Genomic DNA, 15,993 nt, shown 5'->3' on the forward strand with positions numbered 1-15,993 from the left:
TCCTAGTTCTATAATCTAATACTATAGTCATAGGTAATAGAAGGGAGTGGTAATATTGCATAAAAGGCAAGAATGTATTGATGTAGGTAGTGAGTATTGTCCATGTTATCTAGCAGAGACAAATAATTGCATTATATGCTCACAGCTTCAAAGAAATGAGTTTTGTGATTGCAATTGGAGAGGCGTATGTATATATCAAGATTTCTTAATGAATGGAAGCAAAATAAAGCAACAAAGAGACTACTATAAAAGCAAAATCATAGACATAAGAGAAATAGGGAATGATAGCTATGTTTTAAAATTTAAGGTATCAAAAACACTGGCAAGACAACTAAAAGAACCGGGTTCCTATGTGTTTTTAAGAAATGAAGAACTACCTCAATATTTTGATGTACCTATGTCAGTAATGCAGTCTGATACTATAGATGGCACAATAACTATAGCTTTTAAAACAGTAGGTGCTAAAACTAGTAGCCTAAAGAAATGCAAAGAAGACATTTTAGTAAAAGGACCATATTGGAATGGAGTATATGGGTTGAAAAACCTAAAAAGTATGAAAGAAAAGACGTGTTTAGTTCTAGCTAGGGGAATATCACAGGCACCAACTCTATTAGCTTTAGAAAAACTGGTCAAGAATAAAAATAAAGTAATATTAGTTCTTGATAGAGGTAGCATAGGTGAAATTTTTATCTATGATTATATAGATGAAATGGAAATAGAAACATACGAGGAAGATTTAATGAGTGAAAAAGGAAGAAGCTTAGTTAAGCAGTTAATACTTAAAGAGAATATATCTCTAGTGTATAGTGCAGGTTCAGATTTGCTTCACATGAATGTTATAAAAATACTAGATGAATTAGGGGTAGATCCATACTTATCTGTCACAAATAACAACGAGATTTGTTGTGGAGAAGGCATTTGCGGAGGCTGTACTGTGAGGCTAAGGGATGGAACAAGAACAAAGACATGTAAAACTCAAGTTGATTCAAGAAAGATAATTGAAAGGAGGGTATTACTTGACTAAAGTAATCATAATAGGTGGAGGATGGGCTGGATGTTCAGCTTCTTTAAGTGCAAAAAAAGCTGGAGCTGAAGTTACTTTAATTGAGAAAACTGATATGCTAATTGGTTTAGGTAATGTTGGTGGAATAATGAGAAATAACGGAAGATATACTGCTACTGAAGAGAATATATATTTGGGTGCAAGTGAACTATTTGAAATTACTGACAATGCTTCAAGGCATAAGAATGTCGATTTTCCTGGTCATAAGCATGCATCTCTCTATGATGTTACTAGGGTAGAGCCAGAGGTAAGAAAATTATTAAAAGACAGGGGAATCAATGTTTTGCTTATGAGCAGAGCAAATGACATAGTTATAGAGGATAGAAAAATAAAGGGGATAGTACTTGCAGATGGAAATGTTATAGAAGGTGATGTTTTTATAGAAACAACAGGCTCTACTGGTCCTATGGGAAACTGTACTAGGTATGGCAATGGCTGTGCTATGTGTATATTAAGATGTCCATCGTTTGGTCCAAGGCTTAGTATTAGTATGCGAGCAGGAGTAGAAGACATATTAGGAAAACGTGGAGATGGTTCTTATGGTGCTTTTAGTGGGTCGTGTGAACTAAGTAAAGATTCAGTTAGTGAGGAAATAAGAGAAAGGCTTGATAGTGAAGGTGTTGTAATACTTCCTGTTCCACAAGAAGATATAAACTTTGAAAAGCTTGATTTAAAAGTATGTCAGCAATATTCTCTTAAAGAGTTTTCAGAAAATATAATCCTATTAGATACAGGTCATATAAAGCTTATGACTCCTTTCTATCCCTTAGAAAAGCTTAGAAAAATCAAAGGTCTTGAACGGGCTAGATATGAAGATCCTTATGCAGGAGGAAAAGGAAACTCTATTAGGTATTTATCTATAGCACCAAGAGATAACGCACTTAAAGTAAATGGAGTTGATAATCTACTGTGTGCTGGAGAGAAAGCAGGTCTATTTGTTGGGCATACTGAAGCCATTTCTACAGGAAGTTTAGCAGGACATAATAGTGTAAGGCTAAGTTTAGGAATGCCTTTACTAGAGTTGCCAAGAAATACTGTAATAGGTGATATTATTGCTTTTGCTAATGAAGAGATAAAAGATGAAGATGGGCTTAAGAAAAGATATACATTTGCAGGTTCTGTATTTTTTGATAGAATGAAAGAGAAGGGCACTTACTCTATTGATACTGAGGAAATTAAGAAAAAAATACAAAGGTTGGATTTGTTGAATATTTATAATGAGAGACTTGTATAATACTATTATGGTTAACCGAAGTATTTGTTAAATTAACTTATGAAGGAAGGGGAACTATGAGGTTACAGAAGTTTATGGCACAATGTGGTATCGCATCTAGGAGAAAATCTGAGGAGATAATAATTAGCAAAAGAGTTAAAGTAAATGGAAAAGTTATAACTGAGCTAGGTTATAAGATTGATCCTCTGCAAGATATTGTTACTGTTGATGGCAAAAGAATCAGAGATAGGGAGAAGAAAGTCTACATAATGATGAATAAACCTAAAGGGTATGTTACTACGGTTTCAGATGAGTTTAATAGGAAAACAGTTCTTGACCTTGTGAAAGATATAAAAGAAAGAGTTTATCCTATAGGTAGACTTGATTTTGATACTTCTGGTCTTTTGCTCTTGACTAATGATGGAGAGCTTGCCTATAAGTTGATTCATCCTAAATTTGAAGTTGTCAAAACTTATATTGCGACAATCAAAGGTAGACCTAGTGAGGAAGAGTTGGAAAGATTTAGACATGGACTAGAAATTGACGGATATATTACTTCAAAAGCTGAAATAGAAATACTAAGTAGTATTGATGATAAGAGTGTCGTAAGGATAAAAATACATGAAGGTAAGAATAGACAGATAAGAAAAATGTGTGATAAAATTGGTCATCCCGTTACTTCGCTAAAAAGGATATCTATAGGTAATCTAGAACTGGGAACTTTAAAAAAAGGCTGCTGGAGATATTTAGATAATGATGAAATAGAATATTTAAAGAAAATCTAATCATTACGTTACACGTAATGATTAGATTTTTATGAGGGGAATTATTACTTGTTTTGAATATTGTATTTTACTTAACTCTTTGGTATAATTTGGCTATAAAGGGGAGTGTTTAAATGATAGTAGTTAGAAAAACTATAAATTTAGAGGAAATTGAATTTGTTGCGAATATTTTAAATAAAAACAATATGGAGATAAATATAAGTAAAAGCAGTATATGTTTTATCATAGAGGATAATAGTGCAATAGTAGGAGGTTGTAGCTTAATTACTAATTATGACTATGCAATTATAGATTTTCTTATTATAGATGAAAAAAGAAGAGGAGAAAAATTAGGTGACGGACTTTTAAGAGGTGTTTTAAATTATTGCTTAAGAAGGAATATTAGTAAGGCATACTTTATAGGACATAATCAATATCTGATTAAAAAAGGTTTTTGTGAAGTTGACAAAAATATTAGAGAAATAATTTTAGGTACTACAATGAACTCAGACACTGTTTTAGAATGTGATGTAGAAGAGTTCTTTAATAAAGACTGTAGTTCCTGTAGAAGGAGCTGATAATGTGTATAAATATGTTAACAATGTAATTAGTATTACGAGAGAGATAATGCTAGAGAAAGTTAAAATAGGCAATGTAGTTGTAGATGCTACAGCAGGAAATGGTCATGACACACTTTTACTTGCTAAATTAGTTGGACAAGAAGGGAAAGTATATGGATTTGATATTCAAGAATCTGCAATAAAAAATACGAATCAAAAATTAATTGAGAATAAACTTGCTGAAAGGGTATATTTAATACAGGACAGTCATGAAAATATAGATAAGTATATTGATGAAAGAACTGACTTAGTAATATTTAATTTAGGATATTTACCTGGTGGCAATCATAGTATAGTTACAAAAGCAAAATCTACTACTATAGCAATAGAAAAGAGCTTAAATCTATTAAAAGAGAATGGTCTATTAGTGATTACCACTTATGTAGGTCATGAGGAAGGAAAAACAGAAGAAAAGTATGTTAAGGAGTATTTATCAAATTTAGACCAGAAGGAGTTTAATGTCTTAAAATTTGAGTTTATAAATCAAATCAATAACCCACCTATACTTTATTGTGTAGAGAAAAATAAATTATAAAATTTAGGGGGAATGTGTCATGGCTAAACCAAAAATTACAGAGACAATTTTTAGAGATGCCCATCAGTCTTTAATCGCTACACGAATGAAAACAGATGAAATGCTGCCTATTGCAGAAAGACTAGATGAAGTAGGGTTTCACTCATTGGAAGTCTGGGGAGGAGCAACTTTTGATTCTTGTTTAAGGTATTTAAATGAAGATCCATGGGAGAGACTTAGAAAACTTAGAAAGGTATTCAAGAAAACAAAACTTCAAATGCTTCTAAGAGGACAAAACCTTTTAGGATATAAGAATTATCCGGATGATGTAGTTGAAGAATTTGTTAAGAAGTCTATTGGTAACGGAATTGATATTATAAGAATATTTGATGCACTAAATGATATACGGAATCTTAGAACCTCAATAGAAGCCACAAAAAAATCTGGTGGTCATGCTCAGGCAGCCATTTCTTATACCATAAGCCCAGTTCATGATATTGAATACTATGTTAAACTGTCTAAGGAAATGGAGAGCATGGGTGCAGATTCTATATGCATTAAAGACATGTCAGGTATACTTTTACCATATACTGCTTATGAATTAGTTAGCAAATTGAAAAAAGAGATTAAAATTCCAATACAACTACATTCTCATTTTACTAGTGGTGTTGCCAATCAAACATATATGAAGGGAATAGAAGCAGGAGTTGATATAGTTGATACAGCACTTTCACCTTTTAGCATGGGAACAAGTCAACCATCTACTGAATCAATGATTGCAGCATTAAAAGATTCTCCATATGACACAGGATTAGATCTAGGTTTAGTTGCTGAGATTGCAGACTATTTTAAACCCATAAGAGAGAAATATATAAAAGAAGGTATTTTAAATCCTAAAGTTTTAGCAGTGGACAGTAAAACCTTGATAAATCAAGTTCCAGGTGGTATGCTATCAAACCTAGTATCTCAACTAGAAAAGCAAGGTTCACTTGATAAATTTGATGAAGTTCTTAATGAAATTCCAAAGGTTAGAGAGGATTTAGGTTTTCCACCTTTAGTAACACCTATGAGCCAAATGGTAGGTACTCAAGCTGTTTTTAATATTATACTAGGTGAAAGGTATAAAATGGTTCCTTCTGAGGTTAGAAATTATGTAAAAGGGTTATATGGGAAGCCAGCAGTTCCTATTTCATCTGAGATTAAGAAGAAAATAATTGGAGACGAGGAAGTTTATTCAGGTAGACCTGCAGATTTATTAGAGCCACAGTTAGAAAAAATAAAAAGTGAAATTAAGGAGTATATTGAACAAGATGAAGATGTATTGACTTATGCATCATTTCCTCAAGTTGCAGTTAGTTTCTTTCAGCATAGACAAGCTGAGAAGTATAAAATAGATAGCTCATTACTTAATGTTGAGGAAAAAACTTATCCAGTTTAGGGACATAGAAACAAATCATGGTCACATAAAAGTGTATGGTTAAATATTAAGTAGATAATATTTAACCATATATTTTTTAAAAATAAAAAAATTCATTTGATTCAACAATCTTTATGCAATAAAATTGCTGTTTTCCTATTGCTAATGTAGGTTATTACTTTTGCAGCTGTTTCTTTTTCTATTAGTTCACCACATTTTAGGCATATAATGTTGTCTTTCTGAACAATACTTTCATTAATACTAGTTTGTAAATTTCCGTATTTTTTCCAGCTTTTCCATCCAGTTTTACAGAGTTCTTTTCTATTTTCATAGTCTGCATATACCCATTTTAAAATAGTATGAAAATGAAAAGGGTATTTATTAAAACGAATATAATCTTTATAAAGGCCTAGGCTTAAACAATAATTTTCAAATGTCTCTTCAATTATACTTTGTAATGGCTCTTCAATTTTGCAGTTTATAAAGTTGTATTTTTCTTTTGATAACCATTTTCTAAGATTATCGAACATATATCCTCTACATACATGGATTTCCTCATCTTTATTAACATTTAGCTTTTTTAGTAGGCTATTTACTATTATTATTACATAATCAAGATATTTTTTTTCATTGAATGCTGAACCTTTATAAAACTCTATAGGTATAATATCATAATAAAATTCTTTAGTTTCTTTTCGCATTGCACCTATACAAGTACCACCTATTAAGCTTCCGCTTCCAGCATCATCAATTTGTATCATAAAATCACTCCTGTAAAGCATTGAAATTTGCATGATAATAATTATTATTTGCTCATAAAACAAAAATATTAGTATTTTTAACTTTTAGTTGATAATTTATAATCAAGTAATTGTATACATGGGGAATGAAGTTAAACTTGCAAAATATTTAAATTAGTTAAAAAAATGAAATTTAAATTGCATATCTATAGCTGATTTGATATTATGTAATTGTAGAAGATTTTAACAATATTATAAGGGGGACTTTAAATTGGCTGCCACAAGTGAAAAAGTACTTAAACTTAAAGTTGAGTGGTGTAAAGGCTGTGGGATTTGTGTAGAGTTTTGCCCTAAAAGTGTTTTAGAACTTAAATGTGGCAAAATAAGTATTAAGAACATAGAAGCATGTATTAAATGTGGTCAGTGTGAACTAAGATGCCCAGATTATGCAATCTACTTAGGAGGTAGAGAAGATGGACAGTAAAAGGATTAAATTAATGCAAGGAAATGAAGCTTGTGTTGAGGGAGCAATTGCTGCAGGAATGAGATTTTATGCAGGCTATCCAATTACACCATCTACTGAGATAGCTGAGCTTTCTGCAGAGAAACTACCCCAAATAGGTGGTAAGTTTATACAAATGGAGGATGAAATAGCTAGTATGGGCGCAGTAATAGGAGCTTCATTAGCTGGGCTAAAATCTATGACAGCTACAAGCGGACCTGGTTTTTCATTAAAACAAGAAAACCTTGGCTATGCAGCTATTGCAGAAGTTCCTTGTGTAGTTGTAAATGTACAAAGAGGGGGACCAAGTACTGGTTTACCAACTGCTCCTGCCCAAGGCGATGTAATGCAAGCAAAATGGGGAACACATGGTGACCATCCAATCATTGCACTTACTCCATCATCAGTTAGAGAAACTTATGACTTAACTATAAAGGCCTTTAATATTGCTGAAAAGTATAGAACCCCTGTTGTACTGCTAATGGATGAAGTTATTGGACATCTTAGAGAAAAAATAGAAATACCTAATTTTGAAGATATTGAGATAGTAGATAGAATTAAACCTGATAAGAACAGTGATGAATATAAACCATATGAGGTTTTAGATGGAGAGATAGTTCCCAGAATGGTTCCTTTTGGAGAGGGGTATAGATATCATGTAACCGGTCTTGTACATGATGAAACCGGTTTCCCAAGTACTAAACCAGAAGTAGCAGAAAAGCTTGTGTCTAGGCTTGTAGATAAAGTTGAACTAAATAAAGATGATATTTCCTTATATGAAGAATATTTGTGTGATGATGCTGAAGTTGTAATTATTGCATATGGTGGAACTGCTAGATCTGCAAAGCATGCAGTTGAATTGGCAAGAAAACAAGGTTTAAAAGTAGGATTATTTAAACCAATGACTATATGGCCATTCTTAGATAAGCAAATTATGCAGCTATCTAAAAATATTAAAAAAATCATAGTAGCAGAAATGAATCTTGGTCAATATGCTATTGAAGTTGAAAGAGTAGCTAGTAAATATTCTGAAGTGCACAAATGTAATCGTGTAAATGGTGAACTAATATCACCAGATGAAATTCTAGCCAAGATTAAGGAGGTCTATTAAAGTGCCTAGCAAACTCGTAGAATCTTATTTTAGATCAAATAAATTACCTCACATCTGGTGTTCAGGATGTAGTAATGGTATTGTTATGAGGTCAATAACTAAAGCTATCGATAATTTAGGTTTAGATAAGGATAATGTATGTATAGTATCTGGAATAGGTTGCTCCTCTAGAGCTACTGGTTACATGGACTTTAATACCTTGCATACTACTCATGGAAGAGCGTTATCTTTTGCAACTGGAATTAAAATGGCAAACCCCAAGCTAGAAGTAATAGTTATCACTGGAGATGGCGACTGCGCTGCTATAGGAGGTAATCATCTAATTCATTCAGCTAGAAGAAATATAGGAATTACAACAATTGTATTTAATAATAACATTTATGGTATGACTGGTGGGCAGTATTCGCCAGCAACACCTACTGGTGCTGTAGGGACAACAGCTCCATATGGAAACATTGATTCAAATTTTGATTTATGCCAACTTGTAAAAGCCGCCGGGGCAACTTATGTTGCTCGTTCAACAGCCTATCATGCTAATATGATTATTAGTCAAGTTGAAGAAGGTATTAAGAATAAAGGATTTTCATTTGTTGAAGTTGCAAGTATATGTCCAACATATTTTGGCAGAAAAAACAAAATGGGAAACGCAGTTGATATGATGAAGTATCTGAAGGAGAATTCAATAAATATTAAGGCAGCTGAAAAAGTGGGTAAAGATCAAAGTGATGGAAAGCTTATTATAGGAGAATTTTATAAGGTTACAAGACCTGAATATACAGAGGAGTACCAAAAAATTATCGATAGTTTTCAAAAGGAGAGATAATATGTCTAGTCAATATGAAATACGATTAAGTGGTTCAGGTGGTCAAGGATTGATATTGGCTGGTATTATTTTAGCAGAAGCTGCAATTGAAGATGGTAAAAATGCAGTTCAATCTCAGTCATATGGTCCTGAGGCGAGAGGAGGAGCTAGTAAAGCGGAAGTAATAATAAGTGATGAAGAGATCCATTATCCTAAAGTGAAGGATAGTGATTTGCTATTAGCTTTAACTCAGCTTGCATGTGACAAGTATATTAGTAGTTTGAAAAAAGGTGGCACTTTAGTAATAGACGATAGCATCGTTTCACCTAAGAGAGATGACATCAATATTGTTAGTATTCCTATCTTAGACACTGCTAATAATAAATTGAATAAGCCTTTAGTTGCAAATATTGTTGCCCTTGGTGCAATTAATAGTATATCTCAAATTGTTTCAACTAAATCTTTAAAAAGTGCTGTTTTAGCAAGAGTTCCTAGAGGAACAGAGACTTTTAATGAAAAGGCATTAGAAGAAGGCATGAAGCTTACAAAAGAATGTAGGGAATGATGATATGGAAGATAAAAAGAAAGACTTAATGAAAGTTATTCAAGTGAATTTTACGAGGCTAAGCAAAGGACAAAAGCTAATTGCAGAGTACATTATGTCTAGCTATGATAAGGCAGCATTTATGACTGCAGCCAAATTGGGTGAAGTAGTGGGAGTAAGCGAGTCTACAGTAGTGAGATTTGCATTAACTCTTGGATTTTCAGGATATCCAAGTTTGCAAAGGGCCTTACAGGAGCTTATAAAAAATAAGCTTACAACAGTACAAAGATTAAGTATGTCCAGTGAATACTCTGATAATGAAGTAGGTCTAAAAAAAGTTCTAAGAACAGATATGGAGAATATAAAGGCTACAATAGATGAAATGAATGTGGAAACTTTTGAAAAGGTAATAGACAGTATTTTATCAGCAAAAAGAGTATACATACTAGGTCTTCGTAGCTCAGCAGCGTTAGCAGAATATCTAGGATTTTATTTAGGAATAATATTAGATGATATAAAGGTTGTAAGTACAGGAATAAGTGATACTTTTGAAAAGATTATTAGGGTAAGCAAAGACGATTTAGTAATAGGAATAAGTTACCCCAGATATTCTAGAAGAACACTGGATGCACTAAAATACGTGAAAACACAACAATGTAAGGTTGTTGGAATTACAGATAGTTTAATTTCACCAATAGCAAGCTTAGCAGACTATACACTTATTGCAAGGAGTAATATGTTGTCTTTTGTTGATTCATTAGTAGCTCCTATGAGTTTATTGAATGCATTAATTATAGCAATAGGTATGAGAGAAAAAGATGAAATAGAGAAATACTTTAATGAGTTAGAAAATATATGGAAAGAGTATAACATTTATGATAACAAAGATAAAATAAATAATGGGGAAAATAGAAGGACTGATTAATTTATCAGTTCTTTTATTTAATATATTTATCATAAAAAATGTTATCATAATTGATAATATATATAGAAATTTTATTATTTATAACTTATAATGTATATAATAAACTCAAATAAGCTAAAGAAACTTTTATTTGAACTTATAAGATTATATAAATATTGCATAGTAGAACATTCTTATACATTTTTATTTTTTATTCTAGGAGGTTATAATGGGAAGACTATTTTTAGTTAGACACGGAGAATCTGAATGGAACATCCTAAGCAAGATACAGGGTCAAAGTAATACAAATCTCACTGATTTAGGTAGAGAGCAGGCTAGAAAGGTTGCAGAAAGACTATGTAAGGAAAAAATTGACATTATTTTTTCTAGTGATTTAAGTCGTGCCTTTGATACTGCAAAAATAATTGGGGATAAACTTGGATTAGAAGTCAACACTTTTGAAGAATTAAGAGAAATTAAATTTGGGGTGTGGGAAGGACTAACCACACAAGAGATATTAGATAAATATAGTAAAGAACATACTATATGGATGACAGAACCCCATAATTTAAAGCTTCCTGAGGCAGAAAGTCTTATTGATTTACAGGAAAGGCTTCTAAAAATAGTAAATATTCTTTTAAAAAATAATAAAGATAAGAATATACTTATAGTTTCCCACGGTGCTTCTATAAAAGCTTTAATTTTAGGGATATTGGGCATTGATATTTCTTATTATAATAAACTTACTATTGGTAATACCAGTCTCAGTATTATAGAATTTAGAGATTATTCACCGGTTTTAAGAGTACTTAATGATACTAGTCATCTAAAGGAGGAGTAATTTTTGGGTAAACGAATAGCAGTAATTGGGGGAGGGCCTGCTGGCATGATTGCAGCAGCTACAGCCGGGTCTTTAGGTAAAGATGTCGTTTTATTCGAAAAAAACAATAAACTTGGGAAAAAGATGTTTATAACTGGTAAAGGAAGATGTAATATTACAAACGCTGGTGAAGTTGATGAATTAATAGATAATATTGTATCTAATAAATCATTTTTGTATAGCGCTTTTTACTCATTTACAAATAATGATATTGTTGAATTACTAAGTCAGTATGGAGTGGAGACAAAAATAGAGCGGGGCAACAGAATTTTTCCAGTTAGTAATAAGTCTAGTGATGTAATCAGGGCCTTAGAGAGACATCTAATTAAGAATGGGGTTAAGATAGAGCTAAATAAAGAAATTAAATCTATAGAAAAACTAGATGATAAAAACTTTAAAATTGCTTTGTCTAACTCAGAGGAACAATATTTTAATAAAGTAATCATAGCAACTGGGGGAAAATCCTATCAACAAACAGGTTCTACTGGTGATGGATATGTATTTGCTAAAAACTTTGGACATTCAATTACAGACTTAAAACCGGCTTTAATACCTTGTATAATTAAAGAGGATTGGGTAAAAGAGTTACAGGGCCTAGCATTAAGGAATGTAAGAATATCCGCATATGTTGGAAACAAAAAAATTTTTGAAGATTTTGGAGAATTATTATTTACACATTACGGTGTATCAGGTCCTATTGTTCTATCTATGAGCAGCTATATCAATAAATATTATGGTAGTGAAATAAAAATTTCTATAGACTTAAAACCATCTCTAACCAATGAAAGACTAGAGATGAGGATTTTGAGAGATTTTGAAAAGTATTCAAAAAAACAATTTAAAAATTCTTTAGAAAATTTATTGCCTAGAAAGTTGATACCTGTAATCATTAAATTATCTAGTATTGCTGAGGATAAGTTTGTAAATCAAATAACAAGAGAAGAAAGAAAAGAGCTAGTATTATTATTAAAAAATTTAGAAATGAGCTTTTCTGACTTTCGACCTATTGATGAGGCCATAGTTACTTCTGGAGGAGTGTCAACTAAAGAAATAGATTCATCAACAATGGAATCTAAAATAGTTAGGGGATTATTCTTTGCGGGGGAAGTTATTGATGTACATGCATTAACTGGAGGTTATAATTTACAGATTGCATACTCTACTGGGTATCTGGCAGGATTAAATTGCTAACAATAAATAAATTTTCGATATTACTATATAAATGTACTGTAAAGTACATTTTTTTTATTTTTTGGGCATAGTTTATTTTAATAGTACTTATATGGAGGTAAAGAAATGAGAGACATTAAAAAAATTTTTAATAGAATTGAGTCAATAGTATTAGCGTTAAGTGTAATTGGTGTATTTTTTTTAATAATGCAGCTAGGATTTATAAAAGATATGGAGATGCCTGCCTTTTATGATGATTATGCATATAATTTTGAAAGTGAATCTATAAAAAGAAGGCAAGTAGGTTATATAGTTTTTGAAAAAAACGGTAAAGAAATTGAGGAGTTTTTTATCAAAGTAAAGGGCAAGGGTAAATACAATTTTAATGAGAATGACGAGCTAATATTAAAAGTAATTAACGGTGATGTTATTGAACTTGATAATACTCTTTGTAATGATAAAGCTATACTGAAGGTAGTTGGAGTAAGTAAAAATGTTGAAGAACCAAATCTTAATGATATTTTTACAATAAATGAAGGTATTAAAACATTATTGAAGGTTAAGCTAAAATAAAAGATATCATTGATCTCATATCAAGTACTAATTAGATAAATTTTCTTGAGAAGTATTTTATTTTAATATATAATGATATTTGATATTAGAAAATATAAGTGATAGACCACCTAGTAGGTGGTTATGTTTATTAAGAGAGGTAAAGGAACATGAAAAATCTAACAATTGCTGTTGATGGACCTGCAGGTTCGGGTAAGAGTACAATTTCTAAAAAAATTGCTAGAGAACTAGATATTATATACATTGACACCGGTGCAATGTATAGAGCGCTGACTTTAAAGTTATTGAAGAATAATATCAATATACATGATAAAAAAGAATTATATAAAATCCTTCAAAGTACTTCTATAGACTTTAGAAATAATCACATTTTTTTAGATGGGAAAAATGTTGATGAAGAGATCAGAGATAATCAAATAAGTACTAATGTTTCTGATGTAGCTAAAATTAAAGAAGTCAGGGAAAAACTGGTTGAGATTCAAAGGGATATAGCACGCAATAAGAGTGTAATCATGGATGGAAGAGATATTGGAAGCTTTGTTCTTCCCAATGCAAACTATAAGTTCTATATTACTGCCTCTATTGAGGAGAGAGGCTATAGGCGATACAAGGAACTAAAAGGAAAAGGTTATAATGTGAACTTAGATGCAATAATTGAAGAAATTAGAGAAAGAGATAGAATCGATAGTACAAGAGAATTTTCTCCCTTAGTAAAATGTGCAGATGCAATTGAAATAGATACTACTGATAAAACCATAGAAGAAGTAGTTGTACATATACTTGAAATAGTTAATAGAGGTGGGAAATAATGTCGCTTTATGGTTTTGCAAGAGGGCTCTTGCTTGTAATTTTCAGATTAGCTTTTAGAATAGAATTACAGGGGATTGAAAATATCCCTGATAAAGGTAAAGTGATTGTCTGCTCTAACCATGTTAGTGTTCTAGATCCTATTATAGTGGGAATTTCAATTCCACGGCAAATACATTTTATGGCAAAAAAAGAGCTTTTTCAAAATAAGTTTTTAAGTAGTTTACTGGGAAAGTTAGGAGCTTTTCCTGTAGATAGAGATGGTGCAGATTTAGCAGCAATACGAAACTCACTGAAAGTTTTAAAATGTGATAATGTTTTAGGAATTTTTCCTGAAGGGACTAGAAAAAAAGATGAAGATGCTGATAATGCAAAACCTGGTATTGCAATGATTAGCATTAAGGGAAAAGCTCCAATTATACCAATATATATAGATACAGAGTACAAGCTATTTAGAAAAACACGTGTGATAATAGGTAAACCAATAATTCTAGAAGAATATTATGATCAGAAGTTAAATATGGATAATTATAAAGAGTTAAGCAGACAAGTTATGACTACAATTTATAGTCTTAAAAAAGTGTAAATAAATAGGAGGAAAAGCTTTGAAAATCATTATTGCTGAAAACTCGGGATTTTGTTTTGGAGTAAATAAGGCAGTTGAATCAGCTAAGGAAATGCTTACAGACAATCAAGTCAAGATCTATTCATTAGGTCCATTAATTCATAACAATAATGTAATTGAACAACTGAAAAAAGAAGGATTATACGTTATAGATGATATACAAGAGGTAGAAAATTGTAAGGTAATTATCCGTTCTCACGGTGTTCCAATGTATGTTTATGATATTGCTAAGGAAAAGAATATTGAGATAATTGATTGTACATGTCCTTTTGTTAGGAAAATACAAAATAAAGTAAAAGAATTTCACGCTTTAGATTATCAAATTGTAATTATAGGCAATGCTAAGCATCCTGAGGTTATTGGCATTAATGGTTGGTGTGATAATAGTGCGATAATAATAAATAATGAAGAAGATATTGAAGTTATGTTAAATTATGATAAAATATGTATTGTAGCACAAACTACTTTTTATGAAAGTAAGTTTAATAGGTTAGTAGAGCTAATTTCACTTAGAGGAAATGAGGTAAGAGTTTTTAACACTATATGTAATGCCACCCAGCTAAGACAAAAATCATGTGAGGAAATTGCTAAGATATCTGAAGCAATGGTGGTTATAGGCGGATACCATAGCTCTAATACACAAAAGCTTGTTGAAATTAGTAGAAAATATTGCATTAATACTTTTCATATTGAAACAGCTGACCAGTTACCTATTAGCGAATTAAAAAAATTTAATATCGTAGGATTAACAGCAGGAGCTTCAACTCCTAGCTGGATTATTAAGGAGGTTTACGACAAAATGAGCAATTTAGGAGATATGAATGAACTGATGAAAGCTATTGAAGATACAATGGTTAAGGTTCATAGAGGGGAAACTGTGAAAGGTAAGGTAATATCAATAAGAAATGATGAGGTAATGGTAAACATTGGCTACAAGTCAGATGGTATCATAAAGAGGGATGAACTTACTAATGATCCCGACATAATTCCTTCCGATATTATTTCTGTAGGAGATGAAATTGAAGTACTTATCCTTAAACTTGATGATGGTGATGGTAATGTTATCCTATCTAAGAAAAGGGTAGATACAGTAAAAAGTTGGGATGAAATAGAAGAAGCATACAAAAATCAGTCTACAGTAAATGCTAAAGTAATTGAAATTGTAAATGGCGGGGTCATTGCCCTAATTAAAGGCTTGAGAGGATTTATTCCTATTTCTCAAATTGCTAATAGATTTGTAAGTGATTTACAAGCTTTTGTTGGTAAATCCTTTGACGTAAAAGTGATTGATTTTGATAGAAATAAAAAGAGAATAGTTCTTTCAAGAAAAATTGTTGAAACGGAAGAAATTGAAGCTAAAAGGAATAAACTTTGGAAAAATATTGAGAAAAATCAAATTATAGAAGGTGAAGTAAAGAGAATTACTGACTTTGGAGCGTTTGTTGATATTGGAGGAGTAGATGGTCTAATTCACATTTCTGATCTTTCTTGGTCTCATGTAAAACATCCTAAAGAGATAGTTAAAGAAGGAGATATGGTTAAGGTACTTGTATTAGATGCTGATAAACAAAAAAACAGAATTTCATTAGGTTTAAAACAGGCTTCTCCACATCCATGGGAGAATATTGACGAAAAATATAGCATTGGTGATATAGTAGAAGGAAAAGTAGTTAGACTAGTTGATTTTGGTGCCTTTATAATGTTAGAACAAGGTATTGAAGGGTTAGTCCATATTTCACAAATT

General features: G+C 31.5%; 18 protein-coding genes. 17 read left to right on the forward strand and 1 reads right to left on the reverse strand.

Annotation, left to right across the window (positions count from 1 at the left end; genetic code table 11):
• Positions 1–55 precede the first annotated feature (55 nt).
• The 6 genes from DW1_RS08805 (at position 56) to DW1_RS08830 (ending at position 5,612) form a co-directional block, all read left to right on the forward strand.
• The gene (locus DW1_RS08805) at positions 56–1,024 is read left to right on the forward strand and encodes a sulfide/dihydroorotate dehydrogenase-like FAD/NAD-binding protein (protein ID WP_074350251.1); all 969 of its coding nucleotides are present in this window, start codon (positions 56–58) and stop codon (positions 1,022–1,024) included.
• Entirely contained in the window at positions 1,017–2,297 is a 1,281-nt protein-coding gene (locus tag DW1_RS08810) for an FAD-dependent oxidoreductase (RefSeq protein ID WP_074350252.1), read from the forward strand. Before DW1_RS08805 ends, DW1_RS08810 begins: the two co-directional genes overlap by 8 nt.
• Before the next feature lie 56 nt (positions 2,298–2,353).
• Complete coding sequence (locus tag DW1_RS08815; protein ID WP_074350253.1) at positions 2,354–3,061, forward strand: pseudouridine synthase; 708 nt, start codon at positions 2,354–2,356, stop codon at positions 3,059–3,061.
• A 113-nt stretch (positions 3,062–3,174) separates the two neighbouring features.
• Positions 3,175–3,618 carry a GNAT family N-acetyltransferase gene (locus tag DW1_RS08820; protein ID WP_074350254.1) on the forward strand — a complete coding sequence of 148 codons (444 nt, stop codon included), beginning with the start codon at positions 3,175–3,177 and terminating at the stop codon, positions 3,616–3,618.
• Positions 3,619–3,622: 4 nt separating this feature from the next.
• Positions 3,623–4,195 carry a tRNA 5-(aminomethyl)-2-thiouridylate-methyltransferase MnmM gene (locus DW1_RS08825; RefSeq protein WP_074350255.1) on the forward strand — a complete coding sequence of 191 codons (573 nt, stop codon included), beginning with the start codon at positions 3,623–3,625 and terminating at the stop codon, positions 4,193–4,195.
• 19 nt (positions 4,196–4,214) lie between these two features.
• Positions 4,215–5,612 carry an oxaloacetate decarboxylase subunit alpha gene (locus tag DW1_RS08830; protein ID WP_074350256.1) on the forward strand — a complete coding sequence of 466 codons (1,398 nt, stop codon included), beginning with the start codon at positions 4,215–4,217 and terminating at the stop codon, positions 5,610–5,612.
• A 101-nt stretch (positions 5,613–5,713) separates the two neighbouring features.
• On the opposite strand, the gene DW1_RS08835 is transcribed toward DW1_RS08830, so the two are convergent.
• Entirely contained in the window at positions 5,714–6,352 is a 639-nt protein-coding gene (locus DW1_RS08835) for a hypothetical protein (protein WP_074350257.1), read from the reverse strand.
• A 250-nt stretch (positions 6,353–6,602) separates the two neighbouring features.
• On the opposite strand from DW1_RS08835, the gene DW1_RS08840 reads away from it, so the two are divergent.
• From DW1_RS08840 to DW1_RS08890, 11 genes are all read left to right on the forward strand, one after another.
• On the forward strand, positions 6,603–6,815 hold the full coding sequence (locus tag DW1_RS08840; RefSeq protein ID WP_074350258.1) for a 4Fe-4S binding protein: 213 nt from the start codon (positions 6,603–6,605) through the stop codon (positions 6,813–6,815).
• Entirely contained in the window at positions 6,805–7,944 is a 1,140-nt protein-coding gene (locus DW1_RS08845) for a 2-oxoacid:acceptor oxidoreductase subunit alpha (RefSeq protein WP_074350259.1), read from the forward strand. The genes DW1_RS08840 and DW1_RS08845 overlap by 11 nt, the downstream gene beginning before the upstream one ends.
• Before the next feature lies 1 nt (position 7,945).
• Complete coding sequence (locus DW1_RS08850) at positions 7,946–8,767, forward strand: 2-oxoacid:ferredoxin oxidoreductase subunit beta (protein ID WP_074350260.1); 822 nt, start codon at positions 7,946–7,948, stop codon at positions 8,765–8,767.
• A 1-nt stretch (position 8,768) separates the two neighbouring features.
• Entirely contained in the window at positions 8,769–9,311 is a 543-nt protein-coding gene (locus DW1_RS08855) for a 2-oxoacid:acceptor oxidoreductase family protein (protein ID WP_074350261.1), read from the forward strand.
• Between the two features lie 4 nt (positions 9,312–9,315).
• Positions 9,316–10,215, forward strand: coding sequence for a MurR/RpiR family transcriptional regulator (locus tag DW1_RS08860; RefSeq protein WP_074350262.1), 900 nt, complete (start codon positions 9,316–9,318; stop codon positions 10,213–10,215).
• Between the two features lie 208 nt (positions 10,216–10,423).
• The gene (locus tag DW1_RS08865; protein ID WP_074350263.1) at positions 10,424–11,035 is read left to right on the forward strand and encodes a histidine phosphatase family protein; all 612 of its coding nucleotides are present in this window, start codon (positions 10,424–10,426) and stop codon (positions 11,033–11,035) included.
• A gap of 3 nt (positions 11,036–11,038) precedes the next feature.
• The gene (locus tag DW1_RS08870; RefSeq protein WP_074350264.1) at positions 11,039–12,265 is read left to right on the forward strand and encodes a BaiN/RdsA family NAD(P)/FAD-dependent oxidoreductase; all 1,227 of its coding nucleotides are present in this window, start codon (positions 11,039–11,041) and stop codon (positions 12,263–12,265) included.
• A gap of 105 nt (positions 12,266–12,370) precedes the next feature.
• Positions 12,371–12,817: a hypothetical protein gene (locus DW1_RS08875; RefSeq protein ID WP_074350265.1), complete on the forward strand. Its 447-nt coding sequence runs from the start codon at positions 12,371–12,373 to the stop codon at positions 12,815–12,817.
• 149 nt (positions 12,818–12,966) lie between these two features.
• Positions 12,967–13,626 (forward strand): (d)CMP kinase, encoded by a 660-nt coding sequence (gene cmk, locus DW1_RS08880; RefSeq protein WP_074350266.1) that lies wholly within the window; start codon positions 12,967–12,969, stop codon positions 13,624–13,626.
• The gene (locus DW1_RS08885; protein ID WP_074350267.1) at positions 13,626–14,210 is read left to right on the forward strand and encodes a lysophospholipid acyltransferase family protein; all 585 of its coding nucleotides are present in this window, start codon (positions 13,626–13,628) and stop codon (positions 14,208–14,210) included. Before cmk ends, DW1_RS08885 begins: the two co-directional genes overlap by 1 nt.
• A 19-nt stretch (positions 14,211–14,229) precedes the next feature.
• On the forward strand, positions 14,230–15,993 hold a 1,764-nt coding region (locus DW1_RS08890), incomplete at its 3' end, for a bifunctional 4-hydroxy-3-methylbut-2-enyl diphosphate reductase/30S ribosomal protein S1 (protein WP_074350268.1).

The sequence above is a fragment of the Proteiniborus sp. DW1 genome (genome assembly GCF_900095305.1).
In the GTDB taxonomy this organism is placed as follows: domain Bacteria; phylum Bacillota; class Clostridia; order Tissierellales; family Proteiniboraceae; genus Proteiniborus.